The following is an 18,663-nucleotide window of genomic DNA, read 5'->3' on the forward strand; positions in this document are numbered from 1 at the left end:
CGGTCAGTCGTGTTCGGGGGTTCCGGTCACCCGGTGGGAGGCGGCGTGCAGCGTCTCCGCGACCAGTCGGCGGACGTGGCCGTCACGGGCACGGTAGAGGGCGCGACGGCCGTCCCGGCGTACGCTGACCAGCCCGGCGAGGCGGAGTTTGCCGAGGTGCTGGGAGACCGCCGGGCGGGCCGCCCCGACTGCCGTGACCAGTGAACCGACGTCGTGTTCGTCGGCGCTGAGCAACCACATCAGGCGGAGCCGGGTGCCGTCGGCAAGCATCCGCAACATCTGTACGGCCGCCTCGACCTCATCGTCGCCAGGGGTGGGTTGTTGCCGCTCACTGGCTCCTGCAACGTTGTCGCGTGCGTACATGAGCACATATTATGCCCGGGACCACAGGCCCCGCTCTCCTCCGGGAGGACACGTGACCCAGGGCCGGCACGACCATCACCACGATCACCACGACCACGGCAGCCCCGGTCGGTGGCACCGGCTGCGGCACGCGGCGGTGCCGCATTCGCACGATGCGCGTACTCGGGTGGACCCCGCGCTGGAGACCTCGCGCGAGGGGCTGCGGGCACTGTGGATCTCGCTGGTCGGGCTCGGTGTCACCGCCTCCGCCCAGGCGCTCATCGTGGCGTACTCCGGCTCGGTGGCCCTGCTCGGCGACACCCTGCACAACGTCACCGACGCGCTGACCGCCGTTCCCCTCGCCATCGCCTTCCTGCTCGGACGCAAGGCGGCCACCCGCACCTACACGTACGGGTACGGGCGGGCCGAGGACATCGCCGGCATCGTCATCGTGGCGGCCATCGCCGCGTCGGCCGTCGCCGCCGCGTGGACCGCAGTCGACCGGCTGCTGCACCCCACCGACATGACCCACATCCCCTGGGTGGCCGGTGCCGGTGTGGTCGGGTTCGTCGGCAACGAGTTGGTCGCCCGCTACCGCATCCGGGTCGGCCGACGGATCGGATCGGCCGCCCTGGTCGCCGACGGCCTGCACGCCCGCACCGACGGCTACACCTCGCTGGCGGTGGTCGCGGCGGCGGGCGGTGCCGCCCTCGGCTGGCGCTGGGCCGACCCCGTGGTCGGTCTCGCCATCGCCGTCGCCATCACCGTCGTGCTCGCCGACGCCGGGCGCCAGATCTATCGCCGACTGATGGACGCCGTCGACCCGACGCTGGTGGACCGAACCGAACGTACGCTGCGCGACGTGGACGGCGTCCGGGACGTGACCGCCGTACGCCTGCGGTGGATCGGCCATCGTCTGCACGCCGAGGCGGACCTGGTCGTCGACGCCGACCTCAGCCTCGTCGCCGCGCACGAGATCGCCGCCGACGCGGAGCACCGACTCACCCACGCGGTGCCCCGGCTGACCAGCGCGACCGTGCACACCGACCCGGACAGCCACCCCGGCGGGCACCACCACGCCGACCTCTCCCACCGGCGACGGCAACCGGCCGGCTGATCCGCTCCGGCCCGTCGCAATGAGAGGCTTACCCGGCTCAGGATCCGCCGCACCACCACGCTCCGGCTCCGTGCCCTGGAAACGGCCCGCGCGGCACACCGTCCGCCGGACCGTGCCGTTCTCGTACCGTCGTCCGCACCATGAGGAAACCGCCATGTCATCTACCGCTCTCCGGCGTCGGCTCGCCAGTGTGGCCGTCGTCGGCGTACTCGTCGCCACGGCCGTCGGCGGCGCACCCGCCGCGGCCGAACCGACCTCCGCGCCGAGCGCCCCGGCTGCGGTCGCAACGCCGACCGCACCGGCTCCGGCCGCCGCCGACCGGACGGCCCCACCGCGAAGCGACATCCGCCTGCACAGCGTCACCGTCGCTCCCGGCGTCGGACGCAAGTGGATGTCGGTCCAGCAGTGGGGCGGGAACTACGCCACCACCTACCGGATGCGGGTGGACCGCAGCGACGTGATGGCGTTCGCCGACGTCCGGCACGCGGAGGGCCCTCCGATCTGCACGACGACAGGCCCCGTGCTGGACTGCGCGGTGACGACCGACACCGACTGGGGCACGGAGCTGTTCAGCCTGCTCGTGACGGCGGCGGCGGACGCGAAGCCGGGCCGACGCGGTGAGGTGGTCGTCACCGTCACCGAGCCCCGCTTCGCCGCCGGGAAATACCGGGCCACCGTCACCGTCGGCGAGGGCGTCGACCTCGTCAGCGCGAACGGACGCGACCTGCGCCTCGACAGCAGTCTCGGTGCCCGCGTCGGCGTCCCGCTGGCGGTGTCGAACCGTGGCACGACGACCGCGCACGGACTGCGTCTGCATGTGCACGGTTCGCTCGGCTTCACGCCGTCGAAGCGATACCGCAACTGTGAGTACGAGGATCCCGCGCAGGACAGCAGCCAGTTCGTCTGCACGTTCGACGACTCGCTGGAGCCCGGGGAGACGATGCGGGTCGACTCGACCTTCGGCGGGACCGTGCCGACCGACAGTTGGGCACCGAACCGGCACCACAGCCACTACACCTGGTTCACCCCGGCCGACTGGGAGGAGTACCAGGACCTGATCCGGAAACCCGGGTCGATCGGCCCCCGGGGGACCGACGAGGAACTGACGCTGGTGACGGTGGACGGGATGCGGGCCCGCTCGCTCCCCCAGACCGACATCGACGGATTCAGCAACGAGATCTCGGTACGGCTGGACGTCGCCGGTGACCTGCGGGGCGACGTCGCCGCCGAGGGCGCGACCGTCCGAGGCGCGGTCGGCGTCACCGTCCCGATGCGGGTCGGCTATCTCAACAACGGTCCGGCGCGGGCCGGGGCCGACGGCCAGGGTGGTCTACAGGTCCCGACGCACGTGACCCTGCCGGACGGCGTCACCGCCGTCACCGTGCCGACGTCCTGCCTCGACCTCGACTCCGAGGAGTACGCGCCCGGCAAGCCCGGCGGGCGGCGCTACGTCTGCCAGGCGGGCGGCACGGTCGGCACGGGTGAGCGGGTGGGTTTCGAGTTCGGTCTCCGGATCGACCGGGCCGGCGGTCAGACCGGCAAGGTCACGCTCAAGACCAGGTCGGGTGACGGCCCGACGGCGGATCTGGACCCCGGCAACGACACCGCCGCGATCCGGGTGAACCCGAACGGCGGCGGAGCGGGCGGTGAGTTGCCGATCACCGGCGCCTCCACCGGCCTGCTCGCCGGGGCGGGCCTCCTGCTGGTCGCCGCCGGAGCGGGCGGCTTCCTGCTGGCCCGTCGCCGACGAACCCGCTTCGTCGCCTGATCCGACCGACGTGGTGAGCACCGGCCCGGAGGACACGTCCTCCGGGCCGGTCTCGCTGTCTCGTGCCTGCTCCTCGCCGGAACAGTGCGACTGACAGAGGGAGATGCCGCAACTCTGTGTGATAGTTCCGAGACTCTGGGCAAGGTATCGGTCAGGCGACGCGGCTCGGTGGGGGTCCGCCCTCGTCGCCCGGGGGCCGCCGCCGGGCGGGCGCCACCCCCCGCCGACGGAGGAGGAATGCCGTGCCCGCGACCAGAGCGGCGAACGTCGCACCCACCGCGCACCACCGCGACCACGTGGCGTCGCGCCCCACCTGGCGGTGCCGAGGCTGCGGGACCGCTTGGCCGTGCGGACGGGCCAGGGCGGACCTCGTGGCCGAGTACGGCACCCGGCGCACCGACCTGCTGGTCTACCTGGCGACCCTATGGGAGGAGGCGCTCCGGCAGCTCACCGAACGACACCCGGGGACGAACCCGGCCGAGTTGCACGAGCGGTTTCTCGGCTGGCTGCCACCTCGACCACGCCCCCGTTGACCGTCCCGCCGTCCGACCTGGACGAACCAGGCGTCACCGGCAATTGACAGGAGTCTTGACAGTTACCCGTGACATCGACATGCTTGATCGTGAGAGCGCTCTCTTGGCCGTACTCCCGGCGATGCCCCCGCGTCGCCCCACCCCCGTAGGAGGAGTCCCATGCCACGAGCGCCACGCGTCCTGCGCGCGGCCCTGGCCGCCGTCCTGGTCGCCGGTCTCGCCCCACTCGCCGCCCCGCCGGCCGCCCTCGCCGCCGACACCACCGGCACTCCCACCGCCGCCGACACCTCGGTCACCGGCCTCGCGCCGGAGATGGTCCGCGCCATGCGCCGCGACCTCGGCTTGACCGACGCGCAGGTGCTGACCCGGCTGCGTGTCGAGGCCGGCGCCGCCACCGTCGAACGTCGGCTGCGCGCCCGACTCGGTACGGCCTTCGCCGGTGCCTGGATCCCGCCCGGCGGAACGCGGCTGACCGTGGCCGTCACCGACCCGTCGCTGGCCGCCGCCGTACGCGCCGAAGGTGCCGAGGTGACCACCGCCGCCCGCAGCGAGTCCACCCTGGACGGGGTGAAACGAACGCTCGACCGGCACGCCGGCAAGGCGCCACCGGCCGCCGTCCACGGCTGGGCGGTCGACGTGCCGACCAACCGGATCGTGGTGACCGCCGGCCGGGGTGCGACCGCCGAGGCCGCCGCCTTCGTCAAGGCCAGCGGCGTCGACGCGGCCCTGGTCCGGATCGTCGAGTCCGCCGAGGCGCCCCGGATCAACTACGACATCCGGGGCGGGGACCAGTACGTCATCAACGGCAACACGCTCTGCTCGGTCGGCTTCGCGGTGCACGGCGGCTTCGTCACCGCCGGCCACTGTGGCCGGGTCGGCAGCCCGACGCTCGGTTACAACAACGTCTCCCAGGGCACCTTCGCCGGCTCGACGTTCCCCGGCCGTGACTACGGCTGGGTGCGGACCAACAGCAACTGGACCCCGCAGCCGTGGGTGAACAACTACTCCGGCGGCAACGTGGCGGTGGCCGGTTCCCAGGACGCCGCGATCGGCAGCTCGGTGTGCCGGTCCGGCCGGACCACCGGTTGGCGGTGCGGCACCCTGCTGGGCCGCAACCAGACGGTCAACTACTCGCAGGGCGCGGTGCACGGGCTGACCCGCACCAATGCCTGCGCCCAGGGCGGCGACTCGGGCGGTGCCTGGCTCAGCGGCAACCAGGCGCAGGGCGTCACCTCCGGCGGCTGGGGCGACTGCTCCACCGGCGGGGAGACCTGGTTCCAGCCGGTCAACGAGATCCTCGGCGCGTACGGGCTCACGCTGGTCACCAGCGGCGGTGGCGGCGGGACCCGGCTGATCAGCAACTGGAACAACAAGTGCATCGACGTGCCGAGCTCGAACTTCTCCGACGGCGTACCGCTGCAGACCTGGAACTGCAACGGCACGGCGGCGCAGTCGTGGAGCTTCGTCAACGGCACCCTGCGTACGCAGAACAACATGTGCATGGACGTGGCCTGGGGTTCCCGGGACAACGGCGCGGTGATCCAGATCGCGACCTGTAGCGGCAACCCGGCGCAGCAGTTCGTCCTCTCCGCCGCCGGTGACCTGGTCAACCCGCAGGCGAACAAGTGCGTCGACATCAGCGGATGGGTCAACGCCGACGGTGCCCGCCTGGCCCTCTGGGAGTGCCTCGGCGGCGCGAACCAGAAGTGGCGGCGCGGCTGAGAGCCCGCTCCGGGATGTAAGGAAGGGTCCCCTGCTATCGCCTGATGTATAGCAGGGGACCCTTCCTTACGACTACTACGACGACGGCGCGGCACCGTTGTCGTTGAACCGGAAGCTGTCGAACGGGGCGGCGTCACCCAGTTCCTCAAGGATCAGGCCGTTGTTCTGCGAGTTCCGCAGGAACGCCGAGTTGTTGCTGATCAGGAAGGTCTCCGCGTTCTCCGGGTTCGGCGCGATGGTGAAGATCTGACGCGGCTCGCTCTCCTGGCACTCGGCGCCCTGCACCCGCAGCGGCTGCGAGTTGCCCGGGTTCTGCACCTGCCAGCAGACCGGCTCGCCGGTGCCCGGACCACCACCGGCACCCCGGTACGACTTGATCAGGAACGTCTGCCCGTCGACCGGGGTCGGCACGAACAACTGCCGGCCCTCGTCGCCGTCGACCTCGGCGAGCCGCTCGTCGGTCAACGACAGCCCCGACTCGACCGCGTCGACCCGGGTGATGGTGACCTGACGGTCACCGGAGAGCATCGGCGGGTTGGCGGTGGTCGGTGACGGCGACGCCTCCGTCGGGCTGGGCGCGGCGGAGGTCGCGCTGGCGGCCGGCGTGCCCGTGACGTCGGGTGTCGCGGCGGCGTCCGGGGTCGCCTCACCGCACGCCCCCGTCGAGACCACCAACGCCGCCACGCCCGCACCGGCGAGCCACCTACGCATCGACATCATCCACTCCTCCTCCGGCGGCGGGGATTCCCGGTCGGGAGACCGGCGCACCATCCCCGCCACGGTCGCTGAAGATCGACGTACCCCGGACATCGGCGCGATATGCGGGAACTCGGCAGCTAGGTCGATTTCCGACAAAGGTCGTAGGCCGATTGCCGTCCTGCGCCAGATGGCACCACGTCCCCGTTCCCGCAGGCTTTCCCCAGGCGCCGGGTGACGCCACACGGATCCCTCCGGACACCCGATCGGCCTGGAAGGTAGCAGCCTGTCGTGCCTGTCCAAGATCCCGCCCGATCCCGGGCCTCCCGCCTGCGCCGACTCGGCGCGACCCTGGTGGCGGTCGTCGCCGTCGCCGCCACCGCCGCCGGGTGCGGCACCGCGCCGACCGTCGCGCCCGTCCCCACGCCACCCGCTCCGGGCGCGCCGGGAGACCCGGCCGCGCTGAACGCCACCGACGTCGACGCCTGGCTCGACGGCCTGCTGCCCGCCGCGCTCCAGCGGACCGGCATCCCGGGCGCCACCGTCGCCGTCGTCCGCGACGGCGAGATCCTCACCGCCCGTGGCTACGGCCACGCGGACACCGGCTCCGGCACCAGCCAGCCCGTACCGGTCGACCCGGACCGGCACCTGTTCCGGGTCGGCTCGGTGGCGAAGCTGGTCACCGCCGTCGCGGTGCTCCAGCACGTGCAGAGCGGCGACCTCGACCTCGACGCCGACGTCGAGGAGTACCTGGACTTCACGCTGCCCCGCCGCTACGACGAGGCGATCACGCTGCGGCACCTGCTGACCCACACCGCCGGGTTCGAGGAGCGGGTCGCCGGCCTGATCGGCCGCGACGGCAGCAGCCCGGACCTGCGCACGGCGTTGGCCACCGACCCGCCGGAGCAGCTCTACCGACCGGGTACGACGCCCGCGTACTCCAACTACGGCAACGCCCTGGCCGGGTACGTCGTCGAACGCGTCAGCGGCACGCCGTTCGACGAGTACGTGGGACGTCACGTGCTGGCCCGGTCCGGCATGGCGTCGTCGACGTTCGCGCAGCCACTGCCGCAGGCGCTGGCCGACCGGATGGCCAGGGGCCACGACGCCGCCGGTGTCGCCCGCCCGTTCGAGATCGTCGGCACGGTCCCGGCGGGCGCGTTGAGCGCACCCGCCACCGACATGGCCCGGTTCATGTTGGCGCTGGCCGGCGAGACGGTCGGCGAGGGTCCGCTGCTCGACCCGCCCACCCGCGAGTTGATGCAGCGGCCCGCGCTCGACGCCACCTCGCTCGGCACCCTCGCGGACGGCCCCCGGATGACGCTCGGGCTGTTCGACGAGAGCCGCAACGGCCGGCGCATCCTCGGCCACGGCGGCGACACCCTGTACTTCCACTCGCACCTGCAGATCTACCCGCAGGAACGGGCCGGCATCTTCGTCTCGCTCAACGGCGGCGGCCGGGGCGGATTCGACAGCCACGAACTGCGTCAGGCGGTGGTCAACGGCTTCGCCGACCGCTACTTCCCGGCCACGTCGGACCAGCCGACGGGGGTCGACGCGGAGACCACTGCCGCACACGCCGCCGCGGCGTCCGGCACGTACACCGAATCGCGCGGGATCGGCAGCAACTTCCTGACCCTGATCGGTCTGGTCGGCCGGACCACGGTCAGCGTCACCGACGACAACCGCCTGCTCTTCGAGCCGGGCCCGCTGTCGGCCACCCCGGCCCGCTACGAGGAGGTGGCCCCCTGGGTCTGGCGCGAGGTGGGCGGGCAGCGCACGCTCGCCATGCGGGTCACCGACGACCGGGTGACGGCGATCAGCTACGACTCCGCGTTCACCCTGCTGCCGGTCGAACCGGCACGGGCCACGGCGGTGGTCGTACCGGTGCTCGGCGTCTCGGTCCTGGTGCTGGCGCTGACCGTGCTCTCCTGGCCGTTCGGCGCCCTCGTCCGGCGAGTGCTCGGTCGACCCCGCCGCGACCCGGCCGGACGTACCGCCCGGGTGCTCAGCCGCGTCGCGGTCGCCGGTGCGCTGCTCGCGCTGACCGGCTGGGCGGTGAGCGTGGTGACCGTGATGGGGTTGCAGGACGTCTCCGCCGCCTCGCTGCGCACCATCCAGGCGCTCCAGGTGATCGGCCTGCTCGGGGTGCTGCCCGCCGGGGTACGGCTGGTCGACGACGTACGGCGTCGTGTCGGCCGGCACCGGGTCGCCGCCAGCGCCCTGATCCTGCTGGCGCTCGCCTGTACGGGTTGGTTCGCCGTCGAGTTCATGCTGCTCGCGCCTAGCATCTCCTACTGACGCGTCGATCCGGGACGGACCGGAGCAAGGAAGTCCACCGCATGAGCACCCACCCTGATCCGCAGACCGAGGCGACTCCCCGGTCGCCCCGGCTGACCGGGCGGCTCGACGAACAGCTCACCCGACTCGGCGTGACCGGCCGCTTCGCCCGGGACTGCCTGCTCGCGGCGGCACTCACCGTGCTCACCCTGCTGCTGCTGGCGCTGCTGTTCTGGATCGTCGCACCGGCGGAGGGGCTCTCCCTCGATCCGGCGCGGGCCTGGCCGCTGCTCCTGCTCTGCGGCGTGCAGGCGATGCTGCTCTGCCTGCGCCGGGTCCGTCCGCTGCTCTGTCTCGCCCTGGTCGTCGCCCTGCAACTGGTGATCGTCGGTCTGTCCCTGCCGGAGTTGTCGATCCGGGGCATCGCGCCGTTCGTCGCCGCGTACACCGTCGGCACGCTGCGGCCGGTCCGGACGGCGCTGCTGATCGCGGGGGCCGCCACGCTGGCGGAGACGGCGGGCGCGGTGGTCACCACCGCCGTCGCCGCCGCCTCCGACCTCCTCCTCACCACGATCGGCAGCCTCACCGCGAGCGCCCTGACCTACCTCGGCGCGGCCTTCGTCGGCGGCTACGTCGCCACCTATCGGCGCTACGTCGAGCTGGTCCGGCTCCGGGCCGACGAGGCGGTCCGGGCGCAGCAGGCGGGCGTGCAGGCGGCGATCGGCGCGGAACGGTCCCGGATGGCGCGGGAGCTGCACGACGTGGCCGCCCACCACCTGTCCGGCATGGTGGTGCAGGCGGCGGCGGTGGAGCGCCTGATCGACCGCGACCCGGCGGCGGCCCGCGCCGGGGTGGCCTGGATCCGCGCCCAGGGCAAGCAGACCCTGGACAACCTGCGCCTGGTGGTGGGGGTCCTGCGCGGGCGGACCGGGGCGGACGCGGGCGACGGCACCGTCCCGGTGCCCGGCCTGGCCGTCCTCGACGACCTCGTCCGCACCGCCGGTGACCTCGGCGGCCCGGTCGAGTTCCTCCGTGAGGGGCAGCCGCGCGAGGTGCCACCGATCGCCGACGTGGCGCTCTACCGGGTGGCGCAGGAGTCGCTGTCCAACGCCCGCCAGCATGCCCCCGGTGCCCCGGTCCGGGTGGCGCTGCGTTACCTGGACCGTCGGGTGACGCTTGAGGTACGCAACGACCCGCCGACCCGGCGGCCCGAGCCGGCCACCCGCGCCACCGGTGGCGTGGGCCTGGTGGGTATGCGGGAACGCGCACAGCTCATCGGCGCCGAGTTCACCGCCGCACCGACCGCCGACGGCGGCTGGGCGGTCACCGTGAGCCTGCCGACCGGACCGGAGGCCGCCCGCGTCGCGACGGCGACCGCGAAGGGGGACCCGACATGATCAGGGTGATGCTCGTCGACGACCAGGCGGTGGTGCGGGCCGGGTTCCGGGTCATCCTGGAGCAGGCCGGGGACATCGAGGTGGTGGCCGAGGCGTCGAACGGCGACGCGGCGGTCGACCTGGCCCGCCGACACCGGCCGGACGTCATCTGCATGGACGTCCGGATGCCCGGCGGCGACGGGCTCACCGCCACCCGCCGGATCGTCGGCGCGGCCACCGAGACGCCGCCCGCCGTGCTCGTGGTGACCACGTTCGACCTCGACGAGTACGTCTTCGGCGCGCTGGAGTCCGGTGCCAGCGGGTTCATCCTCAAGGACTGCGAGCCCGAGGAGCTGATCGAGGCGGTACGCCGCCTGGCCGGCGGATACGGGCTCGTCGACCAGGCGGTCACCCGTCGGGTGATCACCGAGTTCGCCCGCCGCACCGCCGCACCGCGCACCGACGCGGTGGCCGCGCACCAGCTCACCGCCCGGGAGGCCGAGATCGTCGGGCTGCTCGCCCAGGGTCTGTCGAATGTGGAGATCGCCACCGAGTTGTTCATCGAGACCAGCACCGTCAAGTCACACCTCGGCCGGGCGATGGCGAAGATCGGCGTACGGGACCGGTTGCAGACGGTCGTCTGGGCGTACCAGAACGGTGTGGTGTCCCGCTGACCCGCCGCCGGTGTGACGAGGTCGATCAGCACATTGACATTCGGGGATGGTCCGGGGAAAGATCCTCAGCGTGCGAAGCGCCTATCTGACCAAGCGGGGTCACATCGACCTCCTGCGCGTCGCCAGCGCTGCCTGTCGACCCTGCCGCTGACGCCGGGTTCCCCCTCTTCCGCCCGTCGCGGGCGTCGCCATCCGCGTTAGGTCTCCGGCCCTACCGTCGCGCCCGTCACCGGCACCGCTCCATCCCGACAGGAGAGCTGTCCATCGTGCACAAAACGTCCATACGTCTGGCCACCGCCGGGCTCGCCCTCACCCTGCTCGGCACGACGGCCTGGGCCGCACCGGCGAACGCCTCGGCGTTGCCGGCGGTGCCGCCGTCGGCGCCCGGCCTGCACGAGATCGCCGGCTACCCCCGGCAGAACGTGCTGCCGGTCTGGCCGGACAACCCCGCCGACGCCTCCATCCCGATCGGCGTCATCCCCTACGACGAGATCGCCCCGAAGCTCAACGCCCTCCAGGCCGCGAGTGACCGGGTCTCCGCCCGGGTGGCCGGCCGGTCCAGCGGCGGCCACGACCTGTACGCGGTCGTCGTCACCGCCCCGGAGTCCCGGAAGGAGGCCCGCCAGCAGGAGGAGTGGAAGCGCCTGATCGAGGAGGACCCGGTCCGGGCCCGCACCGACCGCAAGCTGCTGGCCGGGTACAAGACGCCGCTGTTCGTCAACGCCAACATCCACGGCAACGAGTGGGAGGGCACCGACGCGGCGTTGCGGGTCATCGAGGAGTACGCCACCAGCACCGATCCCGAGGTGGCGACGCTGCTCACGCGTAACCGACTGATCTTCAACATCACCGCCAACCCGGACGGCCGGGTCGCCGGCACCCGGGCCAACGGCAACGGGTACGACCTCAACCGGGATCTCACCATCGTCTCGCAGCCGGAGACGAACCTGATCCGCGAACTCGTCGTCGACACCAAGCCGATCATCACGCTCGACCTGCACGGCTACGTCAGCCCGACGCTGCTGCACCCGAGCACTCCGCCGCACAACGTCAACAACGAGTACGACCTGTTCATCAAGCACGCGCTGCCGAACGCGCTGGGCATCGAGGAGGACCTGCGGGCGCTCGGTCACGCCGAGACGCAGCGGGCCCGGATCCCGTTCCGGGACGACGCTCCCGGGGTGTGGGACGACTTCCCGCCGATCTACGTGCCGTCGTTCGCGCTGTTGCAGAGCAGCATCCCGTACACGATCGAGGCGCCGCTCAACCCGCGCGGCACGACGCTGACGCCGCAGGAACGGGTGCGTCGTTCGGGCATCAACACCGACGTGCACGAGGTGGCGATCAAGTCCTCGCTGCGGTACATCCAGGACAACCGCGCGCAGGTGCTGTTCGACCAGGCGGAGGTGTACCGGCGCGGGTGGGCCGGTGAGCCGCTGCGGGACATCCCCGACGACTTCGTGCCGGGTTGGGGCCCGGAGGACAACTACAACACCGTCTTCCCCCGGGCGTACGTCATCCCGACCGGTGCCGGGCAGCGTTCCGCGCCGGCCGCCGCGCGCCTGGTCGACCTGCTGATCGGCAGCGGCGGTCGGGTGTGGAAGGCCAAGCAGTCCTTCCGGGCCGACGGTAGGAGCTACCCCGCCGGCTCGTACGTGATCGACCTGCACCAGCCCAAGCGTGGCCTGGTCAACTCGCTGCTCGAACCGGGTATCGACCTGACCGACCGGGTGAACGACCTGTACGCCGGCCCGGCCGCGTGGAGCCAGGGGCTGACCTGGGGCGCCACCGTCGACACCCTGTGGGACGAGAAGCTGCCGAAGGTGCAGTTGACCCGGGTCCACGACGGGGTGGCCGAGGGCACGCTGCCGCCGGCCAGCGCCGACCTCCGGTTGGACATCCAGGACGCCGCCGACCTGCTCGTGGTCAACTCGCTGGTCCGCAAGGGACTGCGGGTATACCGGCTGGCCGACGGGTCGGTGGTGGTGCCGTCCACCCCGGGCAGCCGCAAGCTGCTCCAGGAGGCGGTGCGGACGCACGGGGTGACCTTCGAGCGGGCTCCGGCCCGCTGGCAGGGCACCCCGGTGGGGGAGATCGTCGTCGGCTACCTGGGTGGCGTGGAGCAGCGCGACACCCTGGCCGCCCTCGGTTTCGAGGCGCGGCAGGTGACCGCCGCGACGCTTGCCGGCACGCTGACCGACGAGGTCGACGTGCTGCTGGTGGCGAGCAACCTGAACGTGGCGACGCTGACGCCGGAGAACCGGGCCGCGCTGGACGCGTTCCTGGCACGGGGCGGCGGCGTGGTCGGTCTCGGCACCGCCGGGGCGGCCTTCGGCAACGCCACCTCCCTGCTGAGCGTCACCGCGACCGCCGGGCCCTCGCTGGCCAGCGGGGTGGCGAACGTGGTCAACCGGGGTGGCCCGGTGAGCACCGACGCCAGCCCGTACACGTTCATCAGCCAGCCGGTCTGGTTCACCAACCTCGGTGCCGGGGTGACCGTGGAGCAGTCGTACGCCGCCGATCCGCTGCTCGCCGGCTGGTGGGCGACCACCGGGGCGAACGGGCAGGCCGCCGCCGCGCACCAGGCCAGCATCGTCCGGAGCGTGAGCCCCGGCGGCAACGGGGTGGTGCTGTTCGGCAGCAACCCGACGTTCCGGCTGCACCCCAAGGGGCTCCAGCCGCAGTTGGGTCGGGCTCTGCTCTGGGCCGCGCAACCGTGAGCTGACCGGCCCGCCGCCTGAGCGGGCAGGTGGGTAGGTCTCGTGTCGCTCGGACGACGAGAGACCTACCCACCCAGGTCAGCGGTCCGGCCCGGCACCGAGCAGCCGCAGCGCGTTGCCCCCGGCGACCAGCCGGGTGTCGGCCTCGTCCAGTCCGGCCCGCGCCAGCGCCGACTCGACCCGGGCGCGGCTGGTGGCGCGCGGGCCGATCGGCCAGTCCCCGCCGACCAGCACGTGATCGGCCCCGAGCAGGTCGGTGGCGAACCTGATGGCGGCCGGTGCGAACCCCATCGTGTCGAGATAGACGTGCGCGCGCTGCGACGCGGGCGCCGCCGATGTCAGGACCTCTCCCCCGTCGGTGGCGGCGGCCAGGGACAGCCCGGCCACCCCGAGCATCGGGAAGACCACGTGCAGCCCCGGCAGCTCGGCCAGCACGCCGTCGACCAGCAACGACAGCAGCGCCGCGGCGTTGATCGTGCCCCGGGCCAGCGAGGTGCCGAACCGACCGAGACCGGCGAAGGCGGTGGTCATCGCCACCGGGCTGATCGGGTGCGCGAAGACCGGCACGCCGAGGTCCGCCGCGACGGCCAGGGTGGGGCGGGCGGCCTTCGCGCCGAGCAGGAGCCCGTCGGTGGCGCAGTCCACCACCAGCCCGGAGAGCCCGAGTTCCCGCACGGCGCGTACCGCCTCGTCGGCGGCCGGGTCACCGGCGAAGGCGTCGATGGTGGCCAGGCCCCGCAGGCGGTCCGGTGCGCTCGCCACCGCCTCGGCGAGATGGTCGTTGAGCCGCCGCAGGTCGTCCGGGCGGGTGCGTTCGCCGTGCGGCGTCACCAGCGCCGGTGGCGCGCTGAGCACCCGCAGGTCGATGCCGTGCCGACCGGTGTCGGCCAGCAGCCCCTCCAGGTCGGCGATCCGGCGGGCCAGCCCGCGCCAGCGTTCGGCCAGTTCCGGGGCGGCGTGCCGGGGCGGCAGCGCCGGATAGGCCGGACAGGCGTGGTGGGTGTGGAAGTCGGCGACGAACAGCGGCGGCATCAGACCTCGATGAAGGTGTACGTGAAGCCGCGCTCGGCCCGGTGCACGTATCCGGCGGCGGGGAACGGGAAGTGCGTCGGCACCAGCAGGTCACCGGAGTCGGCGGCCCGTTCCAGCAGGCGGCGGCGCTGGTCGGCGGAGTCGCCCGGCACCACGCAGTACCGGATGCTCCACTCGGGACGCTCCAGTTGCACCCCGTGGTGCAGCATGTCCCCGGCGAACAGGGCGCGTCGGCCGGCGGACTCGACCACCAGGTAGACGTTGCCGGGGGTGTGCCCGAACGCCGGCACGAGGTGGATCTCCGGCGTCAGTACGTGATCGGCCGGGACCAGGTCGAGCACACCGGCGTCGCGCAGCGGCAGGATGCTGTCCGCGAGGTAGTCGCCGGTGCGCCGCAGCGCCGCCGCGCCGTCGGGGCCGGTCCACCAGTCGAACTCCTCGCGGACCACCAGGTAGCGGGCGTTCGGGAAGGTCGGCACCCAGCCGCCGGAGCCGTCGGCGCTGGTGGCGAAGCCGACGTGGTCGACGTGCAGGTGGGTGAAGACCACCGTGTCGACGTCGTCGAGGCGGACCCCGGCGCGGGCGAACTGTTCCAGGAACGGTCGGTCGGCGCGGTCGAAGACGCCGCCGTTGCGGGGTTTGCCGTTGCCGCCACCGGCGTCGACCAGGATCAGCCGGTCCTTCGTCCGGAGCAGGTGGGCCTCCTGGTTGAGCACGATCCGGCCGTCGCGGGTGAACGGTTCGGCGGTGTAGAAGGCACCGTCGGTCCAGGACTCGGTCTCCAGTTGCGGAAAGAAGTCCGTCGGGCGCGGGAGGTAGTCGACCTCGCGGATCGGGAAGACCTCCACCTCGCCGACGTGGAAGGACCAGAGCGGGCCCTCCCCGCCGCCGGTGTCCTGCCAGCGTGGTGCGGTCTCCGGGGACTGCTCGCTCATCGGGTCACCTCGTGGGTTCGCGGGGTTTCGGGTTCGGGTGCGCGGCGGACCCGCGCGTAGACCTGGGCGCGCAGTTCGCCGAAGCGGGCCGAGGAACGGGTGCCGAGCTGGTCACGCTTGGGCGGCAGGTCGACCGGGAACTCGGCGACGACGCCGGTCGGGGCGGCACCGAGGACGACGACCCGCTGGCCGAGGTACACCGCCTCGTCGATGTCGTGGGTGACGAACAGGACGGTCATCGCGTACCGCCGCCAGAGCGTGGCCAGCAGATCCTCCAGGTCACCGCGGGTCTGGGCGTCGACCGCGGAGAACGGCTCGTCCATCAGCAGCAGCCGGGGCCGGTACGCGATCGCGCGGGCGATGGCGACCCGTTGCTGCATGCCGCCGGAGAGCTGCCACGGGTACGCCCGTGCCGTCTGGGCCAGCCCGACCGCGTCGAGCGCCTCGGCGACCGCCTCCCGACGTGCGGCGCGACCGAGCCCCCGGTGCCGCAGCGGCAGCTCGACGTTCTGCTGCACCGTCTTCCAGGCGAACAGGCTGCGGCCGTACTCCTGGAAGACCACGCCCAGGTCGGCCGGGGGCTCGGTGACCCGTTGCCCGGCCAGGTACACCTCCCCGGTCGACGCGGGCAGCAGCCCGGCGACGATCTTCAGCAGCGTGGTCTTGCCGCAGCCGGACGGCCCGACGACGGTGACGAACTCGCCGTCGCCGACCGTGAGGCTCACCCCGGCCAGGGCGTCCACGGTGCGCTCCCGGGCCCGGTACGACTTGCCCAGCGCGTCGATCCGCAGCAGGTCGGGTCCGACTGTCACGATGACTCCTCTCGTCCGGTGGTGCCTCGGTGCCACCGCAGGGCACGCCGCTCGACCAGCTCGAAGACCTTCGCCAGGGCGAAGCCGAGCAGACCGAGCAGGAGCACGCCGCTCCACATCTGCGGGATGGCGAAGGTGCGCTGGAACCGGATCACGGTGAAGCCCAGGCCGTCGGTGCTCATCAGCATCTCGCTGACCACCATGACGATGAGCGAGATGCCCAGCGCCTGGCGGGCACCGGCGAAGATCTGCGGGCTCGCGGCACGCAGGACCAGGCCGTGTCGGGTCCAGCTCGGCAGCCGGTACGCGGCGGCGGTCTCCAGGTGGACCTGGTCCACGGCGCGTACGCCGTCGGCGGTGTTCAGCAGGATCGGCCAGACCGCGCCGAGCACGATGACGATCAGTTTCGTGGCGTCGCCGATGCCGACCGCGACCAGCAGCACCGGGATCATCACCGGGGCCGGGAGCACCCGGAAGTAGGCGAGGATCGGGCTGGTCAGTGCGCGTACCACCGACCAGCGGCCGACCACGTAGCCGACGCCGACGCCGATCACCAGCGCGGCGGCGTACCCGGTGGCGAGCCGGCGCAGGCTCGGCACCACGTCGCGGACGAGGACGTCGGAGAGCCAGACCTGACCGAACGCCTCGACGATGCGGCGCAGCGGCGGCAGGAAGATGTTGGTGCTGTCCGCGCTGAGCACCCACCAGAGGGCGAACAGCAACACCGGCAGCCCCAGCGCGAATCCGACGGCGGAGGCACCCCGGGCCAGGCCGGTGCGCAGCGGGACGGATCGTGGGCCGGTCATCCGGTCGCCACCTCCCGCCGGGTCGCCACGTGCCAGTGCAGCAACCGGCGCTCGGCCAGGCGGGCGCCCAGGTCGAGCAGGATCCCCACCCCGCCGGTCAGCAGCACCAGCGCGTACATGCCGGTGAACTCGCCGGACTCCTGGCTGCTCCAGATCAGCTCGCCGAGACCGGCGGCGCCCATCACCAGCCCGCCGGTGATGGCCAGCGCGAGCGCCACCGAGACGATCAGCCGCAGCGCGGTGCCGAGGTACGGCAGCACCGTCGGCCAGGTGACGTGGACGACCCGGGCCAGCGGGCCCAGTCGCATGCTGCGGGCGGTGTCCACGGCCACCCGGTCCACGTCGCGCAGCCCGTACAACACCTGGAACAGCACGATCCAGAAGCAGGAGACGGCGACGAGCAGGCCGGTGATCTGCGCGACGTCCAGCACCAGGACCAGCACCGGGATCAGCACGATCGACGGGACCGGGCGCAGGAAGTCCAGGGTGGACGAGGTGACCCGCAGCAGCCACGGCACCGAGCCGATGGCGAAGCCGACGACGATCCCGGCCACCACGGCGATCACCAGACCCGACGTGACGGCCAGCAGGGTACGGCCGGTCGCGGTCCAGAACCGGGCCTCGGTGAGCAGGCGGAGTGCCTCCGGGGCGACGGCGGACAGCGGCGGCACGTGCAGCGGCGAGAAGAACACGCGGGTCACCGCCTCGTACCCGGCCGCCGCGACCAGCAGCCCGACCACGCCGAGCAGCCGGCGACCGGCGACCGGGCCGCCGGCCGACCCCCGGGTGGGGGCCGGCGTGCGGCTGCTCGTGGTCACGGCAGGATCAGCTCGTCGAGGTTCGGCGTGGTGCTGATCAGACCGTCGCGTCGCGCGTACCCGGCGAGCTTCTCGGCGGCCTGCCGGCTCACCTCGTCCCGCCAGCCGGTGATGGTGATGGTGTTCGCCACCTCGGGGCTGATCTGGGTGAAGGTGGGGATCTTCGCGCGCACCTCGTCCTCGTGCTCGCGGGCGTACGCGTACGCCTCCCGGATGGCGTCGCGGAAGGCCGAGACGACCTCCGGGCGCTGCCCGATGTAGGTGCCGGAGGTGTACCAGGCGGAGACGGTCAGGTCCTCGGCCAGGTCGGTGAAGCCCCAGCCGATCGGCACCGCGCCCTGCGCCTTGGCCGCCGACAGGAACGGCTCCACCACCCAGGCGCCGTCCACCCGTCCCTCACTGATCGCGGCCGGGACCTGCGGGAACGGGATCTCTACCAGCTTCACCGAGTCGGAGTCGCCGCCGGCGGTCCGAACCGCCTCGCGGGCGGCGGCTGCGGCGATGTTGGTCAGAATGTTCACCGCCACCGTCTTGCCTTCGAGCTGCTTGGGGCTGGTGATGCCGGAGTCGCCGGCCACCACGAGCGCGCCGTAGTCCGCGCCCGCCTTACCGGTCGACGCGGACGCGGGCACCACCGCCTTCACGTCCAGCCCCTGGGTGCGCGCCACGATCAGCGTGGTCAGGTCGCCGGTGGCGAAGTCCACCTTGCCCGCCAGCACCGACGGCACCGAGGTCAGGTCGGAGGTCTGGGTGTCCACCTCGACCCGCAGGCCGTGCTCGGCGAAGATGCCGTTGTCCTGGGCGAGGTAGATCGGCGCGAGGTGGCCGAGCGGCGCGGAGGCCAGCCGGACCGTGGTCAGGCCGTCCGTGCCGGCCGCGTCGACGGAGTCGTCGGCGGAGGAGCAGGCGGCGAGGGTGGTGGTCAACAGCGTGGCGGCGAGGACGCCGGCCAGGCCGCGGCGAACGGCGGATGTGGCGGGTACGCGCCGGAGGGTCGGGGTCGTGCGGAACATGGTCTGTCTCGATTCTCGG

Annotated in this window: 17 protein-coding genes; 9 read left to right on the forward strand and 8 right to left on the reverse strand. The window is 72.7% G+C overall.

From position 1 onward, the window contains the following. Positions 1-3: 3 nt before the first annotated feature. Positions 4-363 carry an ArsR/SmtB family transcription factor gene (locus ACIBMZ_RS15180; RefSeq protein WP_396693999.1) on the reverse strand — a complete coding sequence of 120 codons (360 nt, stop codon included), beginning with the start codon at positions 361-363 and terminating at the stop codon, positions 4-6. Between the two features lie 52 nt (positions 364-415). On the opposite strand from ACIBMZ_RS15180, the gene ACIBMZ_RS15185 reads away from it, so the two are divergent. From ACIBMZ_RS15185 to ACIBMZ_RS15200, 4 genes are all read left to right on the forward strand, one after another. Then, positions 416-1,459: a cation diffusion facilitator family transporter gene (locus ACIBMZ_RS15185; protein ID WP_396694001.1), complete on the forward strand. Its 1,044-nt coding sequence runs from the start codon at positions 416-418 to the stop codon at positions 1,457-1,459. 154 nt (positions 1,460-1,613) lie between these two features. After that, positions 1,614-3,227 (forward strand): LPXTG cell wall anchor domain-containing protein, encoded by a 1,614-nt coding sequence (locus ACIBMZ_RS15190; RefSeq protein ID WP_396694003.1) that lies wholly within the window; start codon positions 1,614-1,616, stop codon positions 3,225-3,227. A 242-nt stretch (positions 3,228-3,469) separates the two neighbouring features. Further along, positions 3,470-3,760, forward strand: a complete 291-nt coding sequence (locus ACIBMZ_RS15195) for a flavin reductase (RefSeq protein ID WP_396694005.1) — start codon at positions 3,470-3,472, stop codon at positions 3,758-3,760. A 159-nt stretch (positions 3,761-3,919) separates the two neighbouring features. Next, positions 3,920-5,482, forward strand: coding sequence for a ricin-type beta-trefoil lectin domain protein (locus ACIBMZ_RS15200; RefSeq protein WP_396694007.1), 1,563 nt, complete (start codon positions 3,920-3,922; stop codon positions 5,480-5,482). Positions 5,483-5,557: 75 nt separating this feature from the next. On the opposite strand, the gene ACIBMZ_RS15205 is transcribed toward ACIBMZ_RS15200, so the two are convergent. Then, positions 5,558-6,199, reverse strand: coding sequence for a hypothetical protein (locus tag ACIBMZ_RS15205; RefSeq protein ID WP_396694009.1), 642 nt, complete (start codon positions 6,197-6,199; stop codon positions 5,558-5,560). A 270-nt stretch (positions 6,200-6,469) separates the two neighbouring features. On the opposite strand from ACIBMZ_RS15205, the gene ACIBMZ_RS15210 reads away from it, so the two are divergent. From ACIBMZ_RS15210 to ACIBMZ_RS15230, 5 genes are all read left to right on the forward strand, one after another. Beyond that, the gene (locus tag ACIBMZ_RS15210) at positions 6,470-8,479 is read left to right on the forward strand and encodes a serine hydrolase domain-containing protein (protein ID WP_396694011.1); all 2,010 of its coding nucleotides are present in this window, start codon (positions 6,470-6,472) and stop codon (positions 8,477-8,479) included. Between the two features lie 41 nt (positions 8,480-8,520). Then, positions 8,521-9,855 carry a sensor histidine kinase gene (locus tag ACIBMZ_RS15215; protein ID WP_396694013.1) on the forward strand — a complete coding sequence of 445 codons (1,335 nt, stop codon included), beginning with the start codon at positions 8,521-8,523 and terminating at the stop codon, positions 9,853-9,855. Then, positions 9,852-10,508 (forward strand): response regulator, encoded by a 657-nt coding sequence (locus tag ACIBMZ_RS15220; RefSeq protein ID WP_396694015.1) that lies wholly within the window; start codon positions 9,852-9,854, stop codon positions 10,506-10,508. Before ACIBMZ_RS15215 ends, ACIBMZ_RS15220 begins: the two co-directional genes overlap by 4 nt. A gap of 46 nt (positions 10,509-10,554) precedes the next feature. Next, a complete protein-coding gene (locus ACIBMZ_RS15225; protein WP_396694017.1) occupies positions 10,555-10,659 on the forward strand; it encodes a putative leader peptide in 105 nt (34 codons plus the stop codon). A 115-nt stretch (positions 10,660-10,774) separates the two neighbouring features. Continuing rightward, positions 10,775-13,228: a M14 family zinc carboxypeptidase gene (locus tag ACIBMZ_RS15230; protein WP_396694019.1), complete on the forward strand. Its 2,454-nt coding sequence runs from the start codon at positions 10,775-10,777 to the stop codon at positions 13,226-13,228. A gap of 78 nt (positions 13,229-13,306) precedes the next feature. Here ACIBMZ_RS15230 and ACIBMZ_RS15235 read toward each other — a convergent pair whose 3' ends face one another. Genes ACIBMZ_RS15235 through ACIBMZ_RS15260 form a run of 6 tightly spaced genes read right to left on the reverse strand, consistent with a single transcriptional unit; the run spans position 13,307 to position 18,644 of the window. Then, a complete protein-coding gene (locus tag ACIBMZ_RS15235) occupies positions 13,307-14,260 on the reverse strand; it encodes an amidohydrolase family protein (protein ID WP_396694020.1) in 954 nt (317 codons plus the stop codon). Further along, positions 14,260-15,195: an MBL fold metallo-hydrolase gene (locus ACIBMZ_RS15240; protein ID WP_396694022.1), complete on the reverse strand. Its 936-nt coding sequence runs from the start codon at positions 15,193-15,195 to the stop codon at positions 14,260-14,262. The genes ACIBMZ_RS15235 and ACIBMZ_RS15240 overlap by 1 nt, the downstream gene beginning before the upstream one ends. Beyond that, positions 15,192-16,007, reverse strand: coding sequence for an ABC transporter ATP-binding protein (locus tag ACIBMZ_RS15245; RefSeq protein ID WP_396694024.1), 816 nt, complete (start codon positions 16,005-16,007; stop codon positions 15,192-15,194). Before ACIBMZ_RS15245 ends, ACIBMZ_RS15240 begins: the two co-directional genes overlap by 4 nt. Beyond that, the gene (locus tag ACIBMZ_RS15250) at positions 16,004-16,813 is read right to left on the reverse strand and encodes an ABC transporter permease (RefSeq protein ID WP_396694026.1); all 810 of its coding nucleotides are present in this window, start codon (positions 16,811-16,813) and stop codon (positions 16,004-16,006) included. Before ACIBMZ_RS15250 ends, ACIBMZ_RS15245 begins: the two co-directional genes overlap by 4 nt. After that, a complete protein-coding gene (locus ACIBMZ_RS15255) occupies positions 16,810-17,631 on the reverse strand; it encodes an ABC transporter permease (RefSeq protein ID WP_396694027.1) in 822 nt (273 codons plus the stop codon). Before ACIBMZ_RS15255 ends, ACIBMZ_RS15250 begins: the two co-directional genes overlap by 4 nt. Then, a complete protein-coding gene (locus ACIBMZ_RS15260) occupies positions 17,628-18,644 on the reverse strand; it encodes an ABC transporter substrate-binding protein (protein WP_396694028.1) in 1,017 nt (338 codons plus the stop codon). The genes ACIBMZ_RS15255 and ACIBMZ_RS15260 overlap by 4 nt, the downstream gene beginning before the upstream one ends. Positions 18,645-18,663: the final 19 nt, after the last annotated feature.

It is taken from the genome of Micromonospora sp. NPDC049900 (assembly GCF_044461025.1).
In the GTDB taxonomy this organism is placed as follows: Bacteria; Actinomycetota; Actinomycetes; order Mycobacteriales; family Micromonosporaceae; genus Micromonospora.